The organism is Sphaerospermopsis reniformis (assembly GCF_005402885.1).
Classification (GTDB): Bacteria; Cyanobacteriota; Cyanobacteriia; order Cyanobacteriales; family Nostocaceae; genus Sphaerospermopsis; species Sphaerospermopsis kisseleviana.
On sequence record NZ_BJCE01000100.1, the window covers coordinates 1 to 19,234 of the forward strand.

General features: G+C 38.4%; 15 protein-coding genes. 10 read left to right on the forward strand and 5 right to left on the reverse strand.

The window, feature by feature from the left end; genetic code table 11:
* Positions 1-48: 48 nt before the first annotated feature.
* Positions 49-219 (forward strand): hypothetical protein, encoded by a 171-nt coding sequence (locus FFR48_RS14885; RefSeq protein ID WP_162501889.1) that lies wholly within the window; start codon positions 49-51, stop codon positions 217-219.
* Here FFR48_RS14885 and glsA read toward each other — a convergent pair whose 3' ends face one another.
* Positions 220-1,188: a glutaminase A gene (gene glsA, locus FFR48_RS14890; protein ID WP_370569778.1), complete on the reverse strand. Its 969-nt coding sequence runs from the start codon at positions 1,186-1,188 to the stop codon at positions 220-222.
* An 806-nt stretch (positions 1,189-1,994) separates the two neighbouring features.
* On the opposite strand from glsA, the gene FFR48_RS14895 reads away from it, so the two are divergent.
* The 3 genes from FFR48_RS14895 (at position 1,995) to sodB (ending at position 5,755) form a co-directional block, all read left to right on the forward strand.
* Positions 1,995-3,101 (forward strand): septal ring lytic transglycosylase RlpA family protein, encoded by a 1,107-nt coding sequence (locus tag FFR48_RS14895; protein WP_137667901.1) that lies wholly within the window; start codon positions 1,995-1,997, stop codon positions 3,099-3,101.
* Between the two features lie 129 nt (positions 3,102-3,230).
* Positions 3,231-4,850, forward strand: a complete 1,620-nt coding sequence (locus FFR48_RS14900; RefSeq protein ID WP_137667902.1) for a bifunctional pantoate--beta-alanine ligase/(d)CMP kinase — start codon at positions 3,231-3,233, stop codon at positions 4,848-4,850.
* Positions 4,851-5,155: 305 nt separating this feature from the next.
* Complete coding sequence (gene sodB / locus FFR48_RS14905) at positions 5,156-5,755, forward strand: superoxide dismutase [Fe] (protein WP_096571872.1); 600 nt, start codon at positions 5,156-5,158, stop codon at positions 5,753-5,755.
* 159 nt (positions 5,756-5,914) lie between these two features.
* Here sodB and FFR48_RS14910 read toward each other — a convergent pair whose 3' ends face one another.
* Together FFR48_RS14910 and FFR48_RS30105 are read right to left on the reverse strand one after the other, a co-directional pair.
* A complete protein-coding gene (locus FFR48_RS14910) occupies positions 5,915-6,052 on the reverse strand; it encodes a hypothetical protein (protein ID WP_162501890.1) in 138 nt (45 codons plus the stop codon).
* 11 nt (positions 6,053-6,063) lie between these two features.
* Positions 6,064-6,198, reverse strand: a complete 135-nt coding sequence (locus tag FFR48_RS30105) for a hypothetical protein (RefSeq protein ID WP_268932439.1) — start codon at positions 6,196-6,198, stop codon at positions 6,064-6,066.
* 144 nt (positions 6,199-6,342) lie between these two features.
* On the opposite strand from FFR48_RS30105, the gene FFR48_RS14915 reads away from it, so the two are divergent.
* Both FFR48_RS14915 and FFR48_RS29475 read left to right on the forward strand, forming a co-directional pair.
* On the forward strand, positions 6,343-9,114 hold the full coding sequence (locus FFR48_RS14915; RefSeq protein WP_137667903.1) for an efflux RND transporter permease subunit: 2,772 nt from the start codon (positions 6,343-6,345) through the stop codon (positions 9,112-9,114).
* Between the two features lie 566 nt (positions 9,115-9,680).
* Positions 9,681-13,145 carry a class I SAM-dependent DNA methyltransferase gene (locus tag FFR48_RS29475; protein ID WP_137667904.1) on the forward strand — a complete coding sequence of 1,155 codons (3,465 nt, stop codon included), beginning with the start codon at positions 9,681-9,683 and terminating at the stop codon, positions 13,143-13,145.
* Between the two features lie 480 nt (positions 13,146-13,625).
* Here the strand turns inward: FFR48_RS29475 and FFR48_RS14925 are convergent, their stop codons facing one another.
* Both FFR48_RS14925 and FFR48_RS14930 read right to left on the reverse strand, forming a co-directional pair.
* Entirely contained in the window at positions 13,626-14,276 is a 651-nt protein-coding gene (locus tag FFR48_RS14925; protein WP_137667905.1) for an MAE_28990/MAE_18760 family HEPN-like nuclease, read from the reverse strand.
* The gene (locus tag FFR48_RS14930) at positions 14,273-15,379 is read right to left on the reverse strand and encodes a GmrSD restriction endonuclease domain-containing protein (protein WP_137667906.1); all 1,107 of its coding nucleotides are present in this window, start codon (positions 15,377-15,379) and stop codon (positions 14,273-14,275) included. The genes FFR48_RS14925 and FFR48_RS14930 overlap by 4 nt, the downstream gene beginning before the upstream one ends.
* 129 nt (positions 15,380-15,508) lie before the next feature.
* On the opposite strand from FFR48_RS14930, the gene hpnA reads away from it, so the two are divergent.
* The 4 genes from hpnA (at position 15,509) to FFR48_RS14950 (ending at position 18,738) form a co-directional block, all read left to right on the forward strand.
* Complete coding sequence (gene hpnA, locus FFR48_RS14935; protein WP_137667907.1) at positions 15,509-16,492, forward strand: hopanoid-associated sugar epimerase; 984 nt, start codon at positions 15,509-15,511, stop codon at positions 16,490-16,492.
* Positions 16,493-16,559: 67 nt separating this feature from the next.
* A complete protein-coding gene (gene hpnH, locus FFR48_RS14940) occupies positions 16,560-17,576 on the forward strand; it encodes an adenosyl-hopene transferase HpnH (protein WP_137667908.1) in 1,017 nt (338 codons plus the stop codon).
* Between the two features lie 219 nt (positions 17,577-17,795).
* Positions 17,796-18,266 carry a DUF29 domain-containing protein gene (locus FFR48_RS14945; RefSeq protein WP_137667909.1) on the forward strand — a complete coding sequence of 157 codons (471 nt, stop codon included), beginning with the start codon at positions 17,796-17,798 and terminating at the stop codon, positions 18,264-18,266.
* A gap of 100 nt (positions 18,267-18,366) precedes the next feature.
* A complete protein-coding gene (locus FFR48_RS14950; protein WP_137667910.1) occupies positions 18,367-18,738 on the forward strand; it encodes a DUF2237 family protein in 372 nt (123 codons plus the stop codon).
* The last annotated feature ends 496 nt before the right edge of the window (positions 18,739-19,234 follow it).

The following is a 19,234-nucleotide window of genomic DNA, read 5'->3' on the forward strand; positions in this document are numbered from 1 at the left end:
GGCACGCGCGAGCGTCAATAGTGTGTAGAGTGAGGGGTCACGCGACCCATGACCACCGGACCAGGACTCAGGACTCACGGCTCAGTCGTCAGGAGTCGGGACTCAGGAGTCAGGAGTCAGGAGTCCGGAGTCAGGAGTCAGGTGTCAGGACTCAAGACACAAGTCCCCAGTCCCCAGTCCCCAGTCCCCAGTCCCCAGTCCCCAGTCCCCAGTCCCTAATCACATTCCTTTACACTCAAACAAATGTAACCCCAAGCGTTGAGACAGTTCCTCACACACCTTCACCCCCCGCACACTGTTAGCACGCCCATCTAGCAGAGGTGAAAACACTCCAATTCCCATCTGACCAGGAACAACGGCGATAATTCCCCCAGAAACGCCGCTTTTCGCTGGAATTCCTACTTTATAAGCCCATTCACCCGCAAAGTTATACATCCCACAGGTATACATCACACTCAATATATCTTTGATATAACAACTGTCTACCGCTTTTTCCTTGGTAATCGGGTTCACTCCTTTATTAGCGAGAGTAGCAGCCATCACCGCCAAATCTCGACAATTTACCATCACAGAACATTGTTGAAAATATAAATCTAGTGCTTCTTCAATATTTTGGTCAATCATGCCAAAATTTAGCATAAGATGGGCAGTAGCGCGGTTGCGGTGTCCTGTACTGCGTTCGGAAGTAAATACCGAAATATCTACAAATACATCTCGTCCAATATAACGCCTATACATTTCTAATAAGCGATTAAGGCGTTCTGTCGCTCCATTACCTTTAATTAAACTGGTAGTGGCTATAGCTCCTGCGTTTACCATCGGGTTATAGGGTCGCTTTGATTGTTCATCAAGAATAATCGCGTTAAATGCGTCTCCAGTCGGTTCTACTCCTACCCTAGTTAACACATAATCCCGTCCATGATCTTCTAAAGCTTGTCCATAAATAAACACCTTGGAAATCGACTGGATAGTAAATAGCTGTTGATAATCACCAACTTCATAAATCTGACCATCTACAGTAGCAATACAGATGCTAAATAAGTTGGGGTTTACTTTTGCTAGTTCGGGAATGTAGTTTGCGACTGTACCCTCTTGCAGTGATTTGTACTGGGAATGCAAATCTTTGAGAACTTCTAAAAATGGTGATGAACCTGTTTCTCGATCTTGTGAGTTTGCCATAAGGCTGATAACTTGCAAATAAATATGATAGTTGATGGATTAGTTGTGGTTATCAGCTAAAAGTAGTTTTTTATACTTAAAAAAGTCTACTTTACAAACTGACAACCTTTTCTCTATTTTCCCATCATTACTTTTTTTGATGAAACCAATGCTTAATACTAAAAATAGATATTTGTCAACCTCAAAATTACTGAACAATCAATTTTAAACAAATACTATATTTACCAATATTTTTAAATAGCCTTTGTATTATATTTTATTCGACTCTGAAAATAATCTGAAAATAAAAAACGTATTTTTTTCAGAAAAATCATTGATTATTCATAGTTTTTTGGTTAAATTCTTCAAATCGAGCAAATATCAATTATAAATATAAATACTGATAATTCAAATATTAAGTTCTAATAAATACTAAAAATATTTAAAATTTGAGTTATATATGTTACTATGATTACAAAGCTGATATCAAACAATCAAGGTATTAAGAACTTGAGCGAAAATCAACTTCATATTTCATGTTCATAAAAAATTATTCATATCCCGAAAAAAAATGTTACAAATCCAAAAACCTGATTTGCAAAAGGTTTTGACTGATAAAACCCAATAAGAATTGAGGAAACCAGCGCAAGACTTACGCTAAAACCCTGATCCCCAAGCCCAAAAGTTCATGTTACTCTGTTGCAGTTATAAACAAAAAGTGAAAGCGGAACGAGTTCGAGTTTCAGGTTCATTCACCAACACAGGTGAAAAAGCCATGAACCACAAAACTCGAATTACAAAACTTTAAGTTCTAGAGTCGCTTTAAAATCGGAAGCATGAATCAAAGACATTTGTGGACTACTGTCGCTGTGTTTCTGTCTGTTTTGAGTGTACCCGCAGTGGGTCGTACTCAAACCACCAAGGGAAACTCTCCAACTACCCAAGCATCTGCCGTAGCTGATGCAGTGAAAGTGGGAGAGTACCAATCCCCGACACAGGAAAATACCTTAGATGCTGTGAACACACAAATTCATCCTCACAGCGTTGAAGGTCGTCAAGCGGCAACCCTTTACATCCGAAATATTCCCGTTCTTACCTTTCTGGGTTCTAACCCAGTCAAAAGTGCGGAAACAAAAGTGGGAACAATTGGAAATAGCCAAGGCGTTAAATCTTATATCCCTGCCGCCAGTAACTCAGCTAAGGTAGCCAGTGTGGGAAGTGTAATGGATGTGAGCAAATCTCCTAGCTCCATTATTGCCGATGACCCAGTACACAGAGCCAGCTTATTAGCCTCCAAAATCAACCAGTTGATGCGGGAGGATGCAGACGCAAGCAAAATTATCGTCAGCTGGAAAACAGGGGAAAAATCTCCAGTGAATCATAATAAAGCCCAAGACAAAGGCTTCTCTGTTGAACAGCAACCTGATAGCTACACCATCAAAATCAACGGTAAAGAATTGGTGGAAATCAATGAATCCACCCAACTATCAGATACTACAAATAATCTAGCACAAGATGCATTACAAGCAACCAATCGCCTGCGGAGACTCATAGGCCAAGCATCTCCCATCAGCGAAATTGCCAACTTACCACCACGTACCACCATTTCCATGCCCAAGCTACCGCAACAAGTTGCCGGTCGCATCAAATTCAACTTCCAGGGTATAGCTTCTTGGTACGGTTATGATTGGGCAGGTAGGAAAACTGCCAACGGTGAGAGATATAATCCCGAAGGAATGACAGCAGCCCATCGTAGTTTACCTATGGGAACAAAAGTTCGTGTGACTAACACCCGGAATGGTAAGTCTGTAGTTGTGCGAATTAATGATCGTGGTCCATACATCGGTGGTCGAGTTATTGACCTTTCTCTGGGTGCAGCCCGGATATTAGGAATGATGAGCAGTGGACTTGCTCCCGTTCGTATTGAGGTGTTGGGAAGATAACACCCTTTTACAGTAAAAACTCTTTTTCGCTCTTCACTATTGTTTCATACCCCTAGTTCATTCATCTCTCACCCCAATTTTAGATATAAACTAACGGGGGAGAGGATAGAGAAGAACTAGGGGTATTTTGTGCGCTTGCTGACAACAGTTGCAGCTTTACGCTGCTATTTAAATCAACGTCGCTGGGAAACCAATCTCCAGCTTGCAGAAGAGCTATTATTTGATGATCAGACTACTTGGTATCCTACAAAAATTGGTTTAGTCCCCACTATGGGCGGACTGCATCAAGGTCATTTAAGCCTAATGCAACAAGCTAGGCAAGAAAATTCTACTGTGATTGTTAGTATTTTTGTCAATCCCCTACAATTTGGACCACATGAGGATTATCAACGCTATCCTCGGACTTTAGAGCAAGATCGAAAATTGTGTGAACAAGCGGGAGTTGATGCGATTTTTGCCCCTACTCCGGAAGAAATGGGAATTGCTCAGAAGAATATACAAGAAAATCAAGTGACACAAGTAATCCCTCCATCTGGTATGATAAGTAGCTTGTGTGGTAGATATCGGCCGGGTCATTTTCAAGGTGTGGCGACAATTGTCACCAAGCTTTTCAATTTGGTACAGCCTGATCGAGCTTACTTTGGTGAAAAAGATGGCCAGCAACTAGCAGTTATTAAACGTCTGGTGGCTGATTTAAATTTGCCAGTAGAAATTGTTGCTTGTCCAACGGTGCGGGAAGCGTCTGGCTTGGCTTTGAGTTCTCGTAATCAATATTTGACTGCAACGGAAAAAGATCAGGCAACAGTGTTATTTAAAGGCTTGCAGCAAGCTGAAGCGGCGTTTCGTGCTGGCGTTCGCAACAGCAGCCAGCTGATAGCATTGGTGTGGGAAGAAATCGCAAAAGTCAGCACTATCTATGTGGAATATATTGAATTGGTTGAACCGACTACATTGATGTTTCTAAGAAAAATTGAGGAGGAAGGAATGCTGGCGATCGCAGCCCGTCTAGGTTCTACACGTTTGATTGATAATACCATCTTGCGCGATGTCTACAACGGGCTACGCCAACCGATTATCGCCATTGATGGTCCTGCTGGTGCGGGTAAGTCTACCGTGGCTCGCCAAGTGGCAAACCAACTAGGGTTAGTTTATTTAGATACTGGTGCAATGTACCGTGCTATCACTTGGTTAGTGCTGGAAAACGGCATTGATATTGATGATGAATGCAGTATTGCTGAATTAGCCAACCAGTGTAAAATAGAACTTACTCCTAGTCAAAATATACAATTTCCCGTACAGGTATGGATTAATGGTATTGATGTCACTCAAGAAATTCGGAGCATTGAGGTGACATCAAAAGTATCAGCGATCGCCGCGCAAAATACAGTCCGCAAAGCCCTGGTTCAACAACAACAAAGCTGGGGGAAAAAGGGTGGTTTAGTAGCTGAAGGCCGAGACATTGGTACTCATGTTTTCCCAGATGCAGAAGTGAAAATCTTCTTAACTGCTTCTGTGAGTGAACGCGCCCGTCGTCGTCAGCAGGACTTTACAAAACAAGGGCAACCGGAAGTAAGTTTAGAACAACTCGAACGGGATATTGCCGAACGAGATTATAAAGATAGCACTCGCAAAATTTCCCCATTGCGGAAAGCCGCCGATGCAGTGGAAGTGGAAACCGATGGACTTACTCCTGGTGAGGTGGCAGCGCGAATTGTTAATTATTACCAGGATCGTTTGTCTCAACGATAATTACCGCAGAATTCAGGATTCAGGAGTTACAGGAGTTCAGGAGTTCACAATAATTTTTGATTTCCCAATCACCAATTACCAATTACCCATTACCCATTACCCATTACCAGCCCCAACTAGAGAACTAGAAATCTGGGTTATTACTAAAGTGCAGTGGTTTAAGGTTCACTTTGGTAGTAGAATAGCCATGTTAAGTTTTGTGTCCCAATATCAAGGATATAAAACTGACTCAATACAAAACCTGAAATTTTCTGGTTTTTGGCAATAGCTTTAACTGGAAAACAATAAAGAGAGGACTTGAAAACATGGCATTTACACAGCTTCCCCTACCCTACGACTTTAATGCTTTAGAGCAATATGGCATGAAAGGTGAAACCTTTGAGTATCACTATGGTAAGCATCACAAAGCTTATGTAGACAACCTCAATAAACTCACCGATGGTACAGAACTTGCTGATAAGTCCCTCGAAGAAGTAATTCAAATTTCCTTCAAAGATCCTGCCAAAGCTGGCATTTTCAACAACGCGGCTCAAGTTTGGAACCACACCTTCTTTTGGAACTCACTCACACCCGCAGGTGGTGGCGCTCCCACAGGTGAACTAGCCGAGAGAATTAATAAAGACTTTGGCAGCTTCGACAAATTCAAAGAAGAATTTTCTACTGCGGCTGCAACCCAGTTTGGTAGCGGTTGGGCTTGGTTAGTTGATGACGGTGGTACACTCAAAGTCATGAAAACACCCAACGCAGAAAACCCCCTAGCTCATGGTAAAAAGGCACTGCTCACCATCGACGTTTGGGAACACGCTTATTACATCGACTTCAGAAATGCACGTCCAGCATTCATCAAAAATTTCTTGGATAACTTGGTTAACTGGGAATTTGCTGCGTCAAATCTAGCTGCTTAATTAAGAATAAAGCTTTTAGGGAAAATCCCCATGCTTAACCAGCAGGGGATTTTTAATTTAATTTGCGCTCTCACACCCCCTGATTTCTCAAGGCTTTATTGCCAAATTTGACAGATGCGAGTTTAATGTGTTTATACCTGCTCCTCGTGTTCATGATCTCTAACTATTGGCGCAAGCAGAACCAGGACAACTACCAGAACAAGGAAGGCTACGGGGACAAGGAGGAATGAACATAAGAGGGTAAAAAAATTCCTCTTGTGCTGCTGCTGTAGCTGTTTTACCATCTTCACTTCCCATTCCTAATCCTTTCAAGTGATTCTGTGGATGTTGCTAGGAAACTGGAAGCCGTGTTGAGAAACTGTCCACATTGGTGATTGGGGACTGGGGACTGGGGACTGGGGACTTATAACTACAACTTTAGAAATATTCAACTTATTGAACATCAGCATTTTGATATAGGCGATCGCTCATATTCCCAGATCCAAAACACTGGGAATATAGCGATTTGCAAAACTGACTAAAAGGTGGACGGTTAATGTAGCATAACTAAATGATTGTGTCAGCCACGCGATGATCTAATTTCCAAGATGGTACAGACTAACTCAAAATCCGCACGCGAAATTTTTAATATATCCAGATGGGCAATTAAATTTTCGTGGTTGACGGTGTGTTTTTGGATCGGGGTGACAATAGCGGGTATTCTGGCTTTTAGTTCTCTCAAATACGCCCTATTCCCCGATATTACTTTTCCCGTGGTGGTGGTTAATGCTCAAGCACCCTTCACTTCGGCTTTAGAGACAGAAGAAAAGTTAACTAAACCAATAGAAGAAAGCCTCAAATCCTTGGAAGGTCTGGAAAATATCCGTTCTTCCAGCTATCCGGGGCAAACTGCTGTAAGCTTGTTGTTTGCAGTGGGTACAAATTTAGAAACTTCTACGGAAAATACTACAACTGCACTCAAGGATTTAAAACTGCCTGAAGGAGCTAATTATCAGATTATTCCTTTAAACCTGAATGAGTCATCAGTCATTAGTTATGCCATTGAAAGCGAGTCTGGCAGTTTGGATGATTTGCAAAAATTGGCAGATGAGAAAATTGTCCCTGCGATCGCCAAATTACCAGGAGTTCTCAAAGTCTCACTGCTAGGCACTCCACCAAAATCACCTCCTCTCAATCCTACCAATGCCACTGCGGCCTTACCTCAAGGGGGCGGAAATTTAGTCAGATTTAATGGTCAAGATGTACTAGCTTTTCAAGTCATTAAACGTGGTAATGCTAATACTTTAGAAGTTGTCAGTCGCGTAGAACAGGAAGTAGAAAACCTGCGCTCTACTTTCAAAGATGTCAAATTTACCCTAGCCGCTACCCAAGCAGAATATATCCGCAAAGCTACCCAGTCAACCATAGATGCGTTGATGGAAGCGATCATTTTAGCAATTGTCGTCATTTTCCCATTTTTATGGAGTTGGCGAGCAACTTTAATTTCTGCTTTAGCTATTCCCACATCTTTGTTAGCAACGTTTATTGTGATGGCCTTTTTCGGCTTTAACTTAGAAACAATTACGTTGTTAGCTTTGGCTTTGGTTATTGGTAGTGTGATTGATGATGCCATTATTGATGTGGAAAATATCTTACGGCATATTGAAGAAGGGCAAAGTCCCCGTGAAGCGGCACATTTAGCTACCGATGAAATTGGTTTAACGGTTGTTGCTACTACTGCTACAGCTATAGCTGTTTTCTTGCCTATTGGTTTGATGGGTGGAGTAGTTGGACAATTTTTCCAGCCTTTTGGAATTACGGTTTCTGCTGCTTATATTGCTTCTACATTGGTGGCGCGGACTTTATCACCAGTTTTATCTATTTATTGGCTCAAACCTGTTAAGAAAAGAGAATTGAACCACGAAGGGCGCAAAGAACACGAAGGGAAGAAGGTTTCAGAGAGTTCTTGGGTGGGTTTAGCAAATATTGGGGTTTATTTTACTGAAGCTTATCGCAATTTATTAGCTTGGTCTTTGAATCACCGAAAAATAGTTATTGCTTTAGCTGTACTCAGTTTTGTTGCTGGAATTGCCCTAGTTCCTTTTATTCCCAAGGGTTTTATTCCTAAGTTAGATCGGGGTGAATTTAATATTACTTATACTGCTCCTTTGCCGAAAATCCCTGATTTAGAAGCTTTACAGCAGTTAAGAAGCAGGGGTGGTTCGACTTCGCTCACCAACCAGGTAGAAGACAGAAAGGAAATAACGTCCCAGTCCCCAGTCCCCATTCCTAACCCTCTCAATGACTCTTTAGAGGTGGCAAAAAAACTGGAAGCGGAGGTAAGAAAATACCCAGATGTGGAAACTGTGTTTACTACGGTTGGTTCTCGTGGAGGTGAACCAAATAAGGGTACTCTCTATGTCAAGTTGAAGGCAGACCGCACAATGAAAACCGCAGAATTACAAGATCAATTGCGGCAAAGTTTACCTCAACTTCCTGGTGTGTCTACCAGTGTGGAAGATATTCAATTTGTGGATACTGGTGGGGAAAAACCTTTACAAATAGCACTTCGTGGTAATGATCTGAAAACTTTGAATCAAGCGGCCAAGAAAATTAAAGATCGCATTACGAAAATTCCAGGATTTGCAGATGTTACAGTTACAGGTGAAACAAATAATTCAGATCAAGTTTTTCAGATTGAACGACTCAACCAACAACGGGTAGCTTATGTCAGTGCTAATTTGGGTCAGGATTTAACTTTGGGTAATGCTACAGATAAAATTGTGGCTGAAGCTCAAGATATTTTACCTGCTGATATTACTTTAGATTTAGGTGGAGATTCTGCTAAACAAAATGAGGTTTTTAGTAGTTTTATTTCCACTTTGATTTTATCGGCGTTGTGTATTATCGTTGTCTTGATTTTACTGTTTAGAAGTTGGGTAGATCCTTTAGTAATTGGTGCTTCTTTACCTTTAGCTGTGGTGGGAGCAATGTTAGCTTTACTCTTAACTAAGAGTGATTTTGGCATGATTTCTTTGATTGGTTTTGTGTTTTTACTAGGACTTGCTATTAAAAATGCGATTGTTTTGGTAGATTACATTAATCAATTACGTCTCTCAGGTTTGGAACGCACGGAAGCTATTCTTAAAGCTGGACCTGTGAGACTCAGACCGATTATGATGACTACTGTCTCTACTATTTTAGGGATGTTACCAATTGCTTTGGGTTTTGGTGCAGGTTCTGAGTTGCGATCGCCTATGGCCGTTGCTATTGCTGGTGGTTTAGTAACTTCTACTATTCTCAGTTTAATTGTTGTTCCTGTTGTCTATGCCATTTTAGATGATTGGTTTCCCAGAAAGAAGATGACAGGTGACAGGTGACAGTTGACAGTTGACAGTTGACAGTTGACAGTTGACAGAGTTAGATCCTCGATTTTTTCAAGAAGTCGGGGATCTAATTGATATGATTAAGGGATTTACAGGATGTTGGTTTGTGTTATAATTTTGTTGTCAGAATCAGGATGTCCAGGATTTTAGGATTTACAGGATTTTAGTTTTTTCAATTTCTTAGAACATCAAAAAAATTAAAAAAAATTAAATTTTGAAAAAAAAATTCGTTTTTTGGGGTTCACCCCGTTGACTTTTTTGTCTAGACTTGATATTTTGATAATGGGAATGTGTGTCTTACAAAAAATTTTGCTTATGCTCCATTATATTAATATGACTATCATACCACGTTTACCCCGACGGCAACACCTAAAAAAAAGATTTTTTGAAGAAAAACTTATTAATTTTTAATTTTCAATAATTCAAACTTATGAATTGGGTAAAACTTCAGTTTTTTTCTTTTACTACATCCTGAAAATCCTCAAATCCTGGATATCCTGATTCTGACAAAAATCCTGTAAAATCCTAATTCATAACAGTAATTAATATTCTAGACTACCATGAAAAGTGAAGATCATCAACGAGTAGAAATATTCCTCAAAAAGTGGAAAGGTTCACAGGGTAACGAGAGAGCAAATTATCAGGGTTTCTTTTTAGAACTTTGTGATGCTTTGGCGGTAGAACGTCCAGCACCCAAAGGAAGTATAACAGGCGATCGCTATTGTTTTGATAAAGACATCAAGATATTTAACAAAGATGGAGAAACTACCAACTTTGCAGACTTCTACAAAGAAGGACATTTTTTAATAGAAGCTAAACAAGGGGGAAATACAGCGAAACGGGGTACTGCTAAACGCGGGACAAAAACCTACGATATCGCCATGGAAAAAGCTTTTTATCAAGCTCAAAGTTATACACCTTTTCTACCAAGTAAACCTCCTTTTTTAATTACCTGTGATATTGGTTCACATTTTGAAATGTGGATGAGTTTTAGTGGTAACTATGGTGGTTATGGTGCGCGGGAAAAAATTGATCTTGATCAGCTTTTAGATGAAAAAGTATTTAATCGTTTCGTTGCGATATTTAATGATCCGCAAACTTTAAACCCGGAAAAATATCGAGCGCGGGTAACAAGAGAAGTTGCAGATACCTTAGCTAAATTAGCACGGTGGTTAGAAAAACAAGGACACCAACCCCAAGAAGTGGCTAATTTTCTCATGCGCTGCATTTTTACGATGTTTGCAGAAGATGTGAAATTGTTGAAAGGAGAAGTTTTCACTAAAGCATTAAAAGAACGCTGGTTAGTTGAACCGAAGACGTTTAAGACAGATATTGAAAGCCTTTGGGATATCATGAATACTGGGGGTAGATTTAACTTTGATGAAATTCCCCAATTTAATGGTAGTTTTTTTGCTGATGCGACAGCTTTTGATTTACCCAAAGAACAGTTAGAAGTGCTGTATGAAGCTGCAAATAAAGATTGGACAGAGGTAGAACCGGCGATTTTTGGCACATTATTAGAAAGAGCTTTAGATAGTAAAGAACGTAAAAGTTTAGGAGCGCATTACACACCCCGATCCTATGTTGAGCGGTTGGTGCGTCCCGTAGTTATAGAACCTTTAAGAGAAGAATGGTTATTAGTTGAATCGGAAGTTGATCGATTTTTAACTCTGAAAGAAAAACAGCAAAAACCGACAAAAGCACAAATAGAAAAAGCGGAAAATGAAATTAGGGGATTTTTAGATAAATTACAACAAATTCGGATTCTTGATCCTGCTTGTGGTTCGGGTAACTTTTTGTATGTGACGTTAGACTTACTGAAAACATTGGAACAGGAAGTACAAATGCGCTTGCTGGATGTTTTGGGTAAGGTGACAACGAATTTATTGGAGGAATTTGATCCGCGTTTAGCTGGGAGAAAACAGGTAAACCCGTCGCAATTTTTAGGAATTGAAATTAATCCTAGAGCGGCCGCTATTGCAGAGTTAGTAATTTGGATTGGTTATTTACAATGGCATTTTAAACGCTATGGAAGTACACCACCACCAGAACCAATTTTACAGGATTTTCATAATATTGAATTTCGGGATGCGGTGTTAGATTATGATGGTAAGGAATTAGATATTGATATTAAAACTGGTAAGGTAAAAACTCGCTGGGGAGGAAAAATGATCAAGCATCCTGTGACGGGTGAAGATGTTCCTGACGCGAGTGATCAAGTTCCTATTTATCGTTATCTTAATCCTCGTTCTGCTAAATGGCCAAATGCAGATTATATTGTTTCTAATCCTCCTTTTATTGGTAATGCACGAATGAGGGATAGATTAGGTGATGGATATACAGAAACATTACGTAAAGTTTATCCAGATGTACCTGATACTGTAGATTTTGTTATGTATTGGTGGCATAAAGCGGCTGATTTAGTAAGTTCAAAAAAGCTTAAAAGATTTGGATTTATTACTACTAATAGTATTAGTCAAATTCGACAGCGTAGTTTAATAGATTTACATTTTAATAAAAATAATCCTGTGCGTATTCTCTTTGCAATTCCTGATCACCCTTGGGTTGATGAAGGTGCATCTGTAAGAATTGCTATGACAATTGTAGAATTAGATAATCCGCTATTAAAGATTGCACAATTCTGTGAATTAATTCGAGAATTAGACGGAGAAACCCCCGAAGATTCAGCAACAGATATAGAATTTTCAACTAAAACTGTGGGGAAGATTTTTAGTAATTTACAAACAGGAGTAAATATATCTAGTGCAATACCTTTACGAGCAAATAAAGGTTTGGCATTTAGAGGTATGACTATCAATGGTTCAGGTTTTGTTTTGACCGAAGAAAAAAGAGGTAAATTTGATAGTATTAACAATAATATAATTAAGCCTCTTTGGAATGGAAAAGATATTGCACAGGTTAGAAGAGGTGTATATGTTATAGATTTACATGGAGTAGATATTAGTGAAGCTCAGTTAAAATATCCACAAATTTATCAACATATTTATGATTCAGTAAAACCAGAACGGGTAAAATGTCAAGTTCCTGGTTTGAGAGAGAAATGGTGGCTTTTTGAAAGAGCTAGACCTGATTTACGTGAAGCTGTAGCGAATATTCCATATTTTACTGTTACTACAATGACAGCTAAACATCGAATATTTATTCGCATAGAATCAAACTGTATACCAGATCAGGGATTAATAGTTTTTGCATTAAATGATCCTTACTACCTAAGTATCTTATCTTCACAAATTCATGTCAATTGGACAATTGCAACTGGTGGAACATTGGAAGATAGACCACGTTATAACAATTCCGTTTGTTTCGATCCTTTCCCTTTTCCAAATCCTACACTAGAACAAAAACAAAAAATCCGAGAATTAGGAGAAAGATTAGACTCCCACCGTAAACGAGTACAAACACAACATCCCGAAATCACAATTACCGGAATGTATAACCTGCTAGAAAAACTCCGCAAAGGTGAAACATTTACCGAAGCAGATAAAACATATAATAATAAAGCCTTAGTTTCGACCCTCAAACAAATTCATGATGAATTAGATAACGCCGTTTTTGATGCTTATGGATGGCAAGATTTAAAAGATGATAGCAAAACAAAAGCCGAAATTGAAGAAATAATTTTAGCAAGATTAGTTGCGCTCAATGCTGAACGTGCAGAAGAAGAACGTAACGGAATAATTCGCTGGTTGCGTCCCGAATATCAAGCACCAAATGAAGTTACTCAACAAGTGCTAACGGAAGTGATGGAAACAGAAGAAACCGTCATTATTCCCACCGAACAAAAAACATTTCCCAAACAACCAAAAGACCAACTTGCAGCTATCCGCGACTTACTCCGCACCAATACCAGCGAGTGGACTGTGGATCAAATTGCTGCTCAATTCAAAAATGGTGGAAAATACAAAAATGCCATTGCTGAAAATGTCGAAAGATTAGAATGGTTTGGAATTTTAATCTGTCGAGAAACAGGAGCAACCAAACGCTGGCAATATGTGGAAATATAGGAAAATGTCAGAATCAGGATTTACAGGATGTTGGTTTGTGTTATAATTTGTTTGTCTGAATCAGGATGTCCAGGATTTGAGGATTTACAGGATTTGATTTTCTTCAATTTCTCAGGACATCAAAAAATAAAAAAAAATTAAATTTTGAAAAAAATTCGTTTTTTGGGGTTCAACCCCGTTGACTTTTTCAGCTAGATGTGATATTTTTGTAATGGGAATATGTGCCTCGATAAAAATTTTGCTTATGTCCCATTATATTTATATAACTATCTTACCACACCGACAGCGATCGCAACCCCTAAAAAAAAGAATTTTTTTGAAGAAAAACTTATTAAAAACTTCTTTTCAATAAATTAAACTTATAGCTTGCGTAAAACCTCAGTTTTTTGCTACATCCTGGAAATCCTGGAAATCCTGATTCTGACAATAATTAAGTTAAGATTGAATTAGGAATACATTTTTTTACCAAATTAGAAAATCTTATTTTCTCACAAGAAAATCTTGAGTAGCAGCAGCATTTTCTATCTGATTACGAAATATTTCTAGCATATCCATAACCATTATATGTAATTCTATATATTGTTCTCTATCAATCGTTAAAGAATATTCGCCATGTGCAATTTCGTTTCTTCTCTTTAAAAGTCTTTCATCTATCAATTTCGACTTAGTGGAGTCAAGGGGAAATGCTATTCCCAGAGTATGAGTTATTTCTTTTAAAATTTCAGAAGACAGATTAGATGCAGTAGAAATTGGATTTTTGGGTAGAGAACATCTGTCATCTAACTGGAAAAGAAAAAAATCACAAACAGGTATATATAATGATGCTTTATTAGTCTCCTTTGCCTCTTTTAGTTTTTCTTTCATTGCCAAAGCTAAAAAATTACTAGAAAGTTCTCCATATCGCAGTTTTTTGCTTCTAATATATTCCACATAAGAGTTTCCTGCTAATTTAACAAAACCCTCCCAATGAGCATATAAAATACATATTCCACTGCGAATACATACATTATGCCTTTGAGGAGAAACATTTTTTAATTCTATCAAGGATTTTATTTCTGAAAGTTCCTTTTTTCTCCAAGTAATATCAGTTGCCAGCGTCTTATTTAAGTCTTCAAGAGTTTGGATGCTCATAGAGGAGAAAATACTCCTCTACCAAGGGGAATAAGATAGGGTAAACGTCTTGCACCATTTACACCTGCACCTGACCATTTTTTGTAAGTTGAATCTGACCAAATTTTTTTGATAATATCAGATATTTGGTTTATGGGAGGTAAATTTTTATAGTTGTGTCCAATTCCTAATGCTATTACTTCATAGGACGATAATAGAAACCCACCAAGAAACCTGTTTTCTTCAGATTTATACCTTTTGAAACTATTATCCCCTGTGGTTTGATTAAGGATATCAAATGTTTTTTTAAATGCTGTTTCTATATGGCTATAATCTAAGTTTTGATTAAGAGCCATTTTCCGCATTTCATCTGTTAGGAAAACGTTAACATCGTCACCCAATTTTTTAATTTCCACATCCTGATCAAATAGCAGAATAAAACGCAAGACTAATTCCATATCATACCGTTCTTCTTTAAGCCTATCACTCAAAGAAATACAGTTTATGAAGGGTTCATAGTTGGCAAGTGAGAGCATCAATTCGTATAAATTCTTGTTTAACATCAAAAGGATACAATTTCTTACTTCTTGGGGTGTGGCAAGTGATCCTCCTGTATTTAGTCTCTGAAATAGCTCATATTTAATCATTGGATCGCTTTCTTTTTTAACGATATTGACACCAATTTTTGCTCTCCTAATCAATAAACGTTGTGTTTGGGTCAGAGAATTCTTTTCATCATTTGGATCATCCCATTTTTTACCTTCTAAAGATGGTAAATATGTGGTTTTCTGTAAAGCAACTGGATCAGTATTTTCTTCTTGTTCATTTTTTTTAAGAAGACCCGTAAATTCATATATTGTTGATAGTCTTTGAACACCATCCACAATATCCCAAACACCATCATCTCTTTCACTGACAAAAATTGGTGGAATTGGTATACCTAACAAAATTGATTCGATAAAAGTTGATTTTTGATGATCTGACCAGCGAAAAAATCTTTGGAAATCTGGATTAATATCAATCTCATTACTCTGATAAAGACTCATCCATTCTCCAATAGACATTGAGTAGTCATCTGTCCGAATTTCTTGGCTTATTTTGTCAATTTCTTCTTGTAGGGACATAGTTTAAAGTGATATAACCGTTAGTACATATAATAATCTTATCATTAACGGATTTTGCGAAAACAAAAAACTCTGGCAACTTGTCCAGATATATGGATAATCAAATACTGAGTAACAAAGGGTGATTCAATGCGGGCTTTTGTGACTGGTGGTACGGGGTTTATTGGTTCTCATGTAGTGCGATCGCTATTAGAATCAGGATACAAAGTTACGGCTTTAGTACGTCGAAGTAGTAACCTGGGAAATTTACGGAGTTTAGAAATAGATATTGTCAAAAGTGATTTAAATGATCCCAATATCTGGAAACAGATGCAAGGTTGTAATTATCTGTTTCATGTAGCTGCCCATTATTCCCTGTGGCAAAAAGACCGCGATTTACTGTATCGTCATAATGTGGAAGGTACAAGGAATATTTTAGCAGCAGCGCAAAAAGCGGGAATTGAACGCACAGTTTATACCAGTTCCGTCGCAGCTATTGGAGTAGGAAAATCGGGTAAAGTTGTGGATGAAAACCATCAGAGTCCAGTAGAGAAGTTAGTGGGAGACTATAAAAAGTCTAAATTCCTAGCTGAACAAGCCGCAAAAGAAGCAGCAAAACAAGGTCAAGATATAGTGATAGTTAATCCTAGCAGTCCTATAGGACCATTGGATATTAAACCCACACCCACCGGAAATATTATTCTGCGGTTTTTGCGACGACAAATGCCGGCTTATGTGGATACTGGTTTGAACTTTATTGATGTGCGAGATGTAGCTAAGGGACATTTACTAGCTTTAGAAAAAGGAAAAACAGGCGATCGCTATATTCTCGGACATCAAAATCTCAGTCTCAAACAACTGCTAGAAATACTATCTGATATCACCGGAATAAAAGCACCGCAAGTATCAGTTCCCGCTTTTTTACCATTGAGTGTTGCTTGGATAGAAGAGAAAATTCTTGCACCTATGGGAAAAACCCCCACAGTTCCTATAGATGGTGTTCGCATGGCACAGCAACCAATGTATTATGATGCTTCCAAGGCCATCCGCGAACTTAGTCTACCTCAGTCTTCTCTGAAGGTAGCACTCAAGGACGCTGTTGATTGGTTTGTTGCTAATGGTTATGTCAAATAAGTTCGTAGTCAGCACTTAAGTGCTGACTACAAACGATGTGGTTTTATCAAGAGAGGAGAATAGTTAAATGGCGATTAATGTACAACAAGCTATAGACATTGGTAAGTATTTAGTGACGCAACGTCTGTTAGGACGTAAACGCTTCCCTCTGGTTTTAATGTTAGAACCTTTATTTAGATGTAACTTAGCTTGTTCTGGTTGTGGAAAAATCCAACATCCTACAGAAGTTCTCAAACAAAATCTGACCCCAGAACAGTGTTTTGCAGCTGTAGAAGAATGTGGCGCACCTGTGGTTTCTATTCCTGGAGGAGAACCATTATTACATCCACAAATTGATGAAATTGTTAAAGGTTTAGTAGAACGCAAGAAATATGTTTACTTGTGTACCAATGGTTTGTTGTTAAAAAAGAGTCTCCATAAATTTCAACCTTCTCCTTATCTAACTTTCAGTGTTCATCTTGATGGAATGCGGGAATGGCATGATAAATGTGTAGACAGAAAAGGCGTTTTTGATGTTGCTGTGCAAGCGATCCGCGCTGCTAAATCTAAAGGTTTTCGTGTTACTACAAACTCGACTATTTTTGAAGGTTGTGATGTCAAAGAAATGCAGGAATTTTTTGATTTTCTCGATACTTTAAAAGTTGATGGAATGATGATTTCCCCTGGTTACAGTTATGAATGGGCACCAGATCAAGATCATTTTCTGCAAAAAGAACAAACCCGCGCTTTATTTAGAGAAATTCTTGCACCTTACACATCTGGGAAGAAAAACTGGAACTTTAATCACAACCCATTATTTTTAGATTTTCTCATTGGAGAAAAAGACTATGAATGTACTCCTTGGGGTAGTCCTAGTTATAGTGTTTTGGGTTGGCAAAAACCTTGTTATTTGTTGAATGAAGGTTATTATCAAACTTTCCAAGAATTGTTAGATGAGACTGATTGGAGTAAGTACGGACGCGCTAGTGGTAATCCTAAATGTGGTGATTGTATGGTGCATTGTGGTTATGAACCAACCGCAGCGATGGATGCGATGCAACCGCAAAATATAGCTCGTTCTTTGACTACTGTTTTTGGTAGATGATAAGTTGAGAATGTCAGAATCAGGATGAACAAGATTATAGGATTTACAGGATGAAGGATGAATTTATTAATACTGAATCTTGTTAATCTGAAAAAATAGTCAATCCTGATTTTGACAATAGAAATTTTATGAATCAGTTTATGAATCAGGATTAGGAGCATTAAAGGAGCAATATGATAAAATAAGAAAGGATGCACAGGATGAAAAAACAGGAATACCATGAAGACCCAAGAACTCCAAATTTTACAAACTCTTTATGGACAAGATTTTTTTGCTTGGGTAGAACAGACCGCAGAAATTTTGCGATCGCAACAGTGGGACGAATTAGATTTAGAAAATTTAATTGAGGAAGTGGTAGATTTGGGTAAGAGTCAACAGCGAGCGTTACAGAGTGCTTTAAGGTTGGTGTTATCACACCTGCTAAAGTGGAAATATCAGCCTGAACGTCGTAGTAAAAGTTGGCAAGTAACCATTACCCGTGAACGATTGAATTTAGATGAATTATTGGCAGAAAGTCCCAGTTTACGACGGTTTTTAACTGATGATGAATGGATAAACGCTACTTATCAAAGAGCGCGAAAAGAGGCAATGGTCGAAACTGGTTTATCAGAGGAGAAATTTGCGATCGCTTGTCCTTTTGCTCTCAATCAAATTTTAGACCTAGACTTTTATCCTCACTCTGACGAATAATTACTTAAAAAATCAGTTACATATATAAAATATCCGCTGCTGATTATTATTTGTAGAATATATGTACATATATATCTGAAAACCTACACAATCTCCAAAAATGACAGAAGCTAAAAACGTACTCGGTACAAAATTAGAACTTTGCTGCACATCTCCCATGACTGGATATTACCGCGATGGTTTTTGTAACACAGGAGGGCAAGATTTTGGGATGCACGTTGTTTGCGCTCAAGTAACAGCAGAATTTTTAGAATATACAAAATCCCAAAGCAATGATTTAAGCACACCTGTACCCTATTTTAATTTTCCTGGTTTAAAACCTGGAGATTGTTGGTGTTTATGTGCTGCCAGATGGCAAGAAGCTTTAGAAGCGGGTGTTGCACCTCCTGTTGTTTTGGAAGCTACCCACTCTAGAGCTTTGGAAGTTTGTAATTTAGAAGATTTACAAAAGCATCGGGTAATTCGTAATTAGCTTTTTTTCCATTCAATAGATATAGATCCCCAACCTCTTTGATCTTTGAAAAGTCGGGGATCAGGTTATTATTTAATTAGGGCTTGCTGAATAAATGTAAACCCTAGATAAATCAAAGGATTGAGGATGATTAAAATTAAAATTGTGCAAGGTTGTAGGTACTATGATCCTCAAAAAGCTTGCACTTTGTGAGTGTTTGCAGAATTTCAAAATAAAAAAAACTCCTTGAACTCCTTGAACTCCTGACTCCTTGATAGCGACTTGTACTGAGCCTGTCGAAGTAAGCGTGGCGTTAGCCATACTCCTGGCCACTCAGAGATAACTTTTTCAGCAAACCCTACTTAGGGCTTGCTGAATAAACCTAAAACTTTGATATATCAAAGGTTAGAGGCTGATAAACACAGAAATTAGTGCAAGGGTTTTGAAGGGTATACCGGAAAAAGTGTGCATTTTTTGGGATTTCAAGAGATGGCAAAGAAATTTTCCAATCTCCTCC

What these genes read in the sequence shown, in the direction of transcription:
- FFR48_RS14925 (WP_137667905.1), bottom strand. Translation starts at nt 14,276, where the DNA reads ATGAGCATCCAAACTCTTGAAGACTTAAATAAGACGCTGGCAACTGAT.
- sodB (WP_096571872.1), top strand. Translation starts at nt 5,156, where the DNA reads ATGGCATTTACACAGCTTCCCCTACCCTACGACTTTAATGCTTTAGAG.
- hpnA (WP_137667907.1), top strand. Translation starts at nt 15,509, where the DNA reads ATGCGGGCTTTTGTGACTGGTGGTACGGGGTTTATTGGTTCTCATGTA.
- FFR48_RS29475 (WP_137667904.1), top strand. Translation starts at nt 9,681, where the DNA reads ATGAAAAGTGAAGATCATCAACGAGTAGAAATATTCCTCAAAAAGTGG.
- FFR48_RS14910 (WP_162501890.1), bottom strand. Translation starts at nt 6,052, where the DNA reads ATGGGAAGTGAAGATGGTAAAACAGCTACAGCAGCAGCACAAGAGGAA.
- FFR48_RS14945 (WP_137667909.1), top strand. Translation starts at nt 17,796, where the DNA reads ATGAAGACCCAAGAACTCCAAATTTTACAAACTCTTTATGGACAAGAT.
- FFR48_RS14885 (WP_162501889.1), top strand. Translation starts at nt 49, where the DNA reads ATGACCACCGGACCAGGACTCAGGACTCACGGCTCAGTCGTCAGGAGT.
- FFR48_RS14915 (WP_137667903.1), top strand. Translation starts at nt 6,343, where the DNA reads ATGGTACAGACTAACTCAAAATCCGCACGCGAAATTTTTAATATATCC.
- FFR48_RS14950 (WP_137667910.1), top strand. Translation starts at nt 18,367, where the DNA reads ATGACAGAAGCTAAAAACGTACTCGGTACAAAATTAGAACTTTGCTGC.
- FFR48_RS14930 (WP_137667906.1), bottom strand. Translation starts at nt 15,379, where the DNA reads ATGTCCCTACAAGAAGAAATTGACAAAATAAGCCAAGAAATTCGGACA.
- hpnH (WP_137667908.1), top strand. Translation starts at nt 16,560, where the DNA reads ATGGCGATTAATGTACAACAAGCTATAGACATTGGTAAGTATTTAGTG.
- FFR48_RS14895 (WP_137667901.1), top strand. Translation starts at nt 1,995, where the DNA reads ATGAATCAAAGACATTTGTGGACTACTGTCGCTGTGTTTCTGTCTGTT.
- FFR48_RS30105 (WP_268932439.1), bottom strand. Translation starts at nt 6,198, where the DNA reads ATGTTCAATAAGTTGAATATTTCTAAAGTTGTAGTTATAAGTCCCCAG.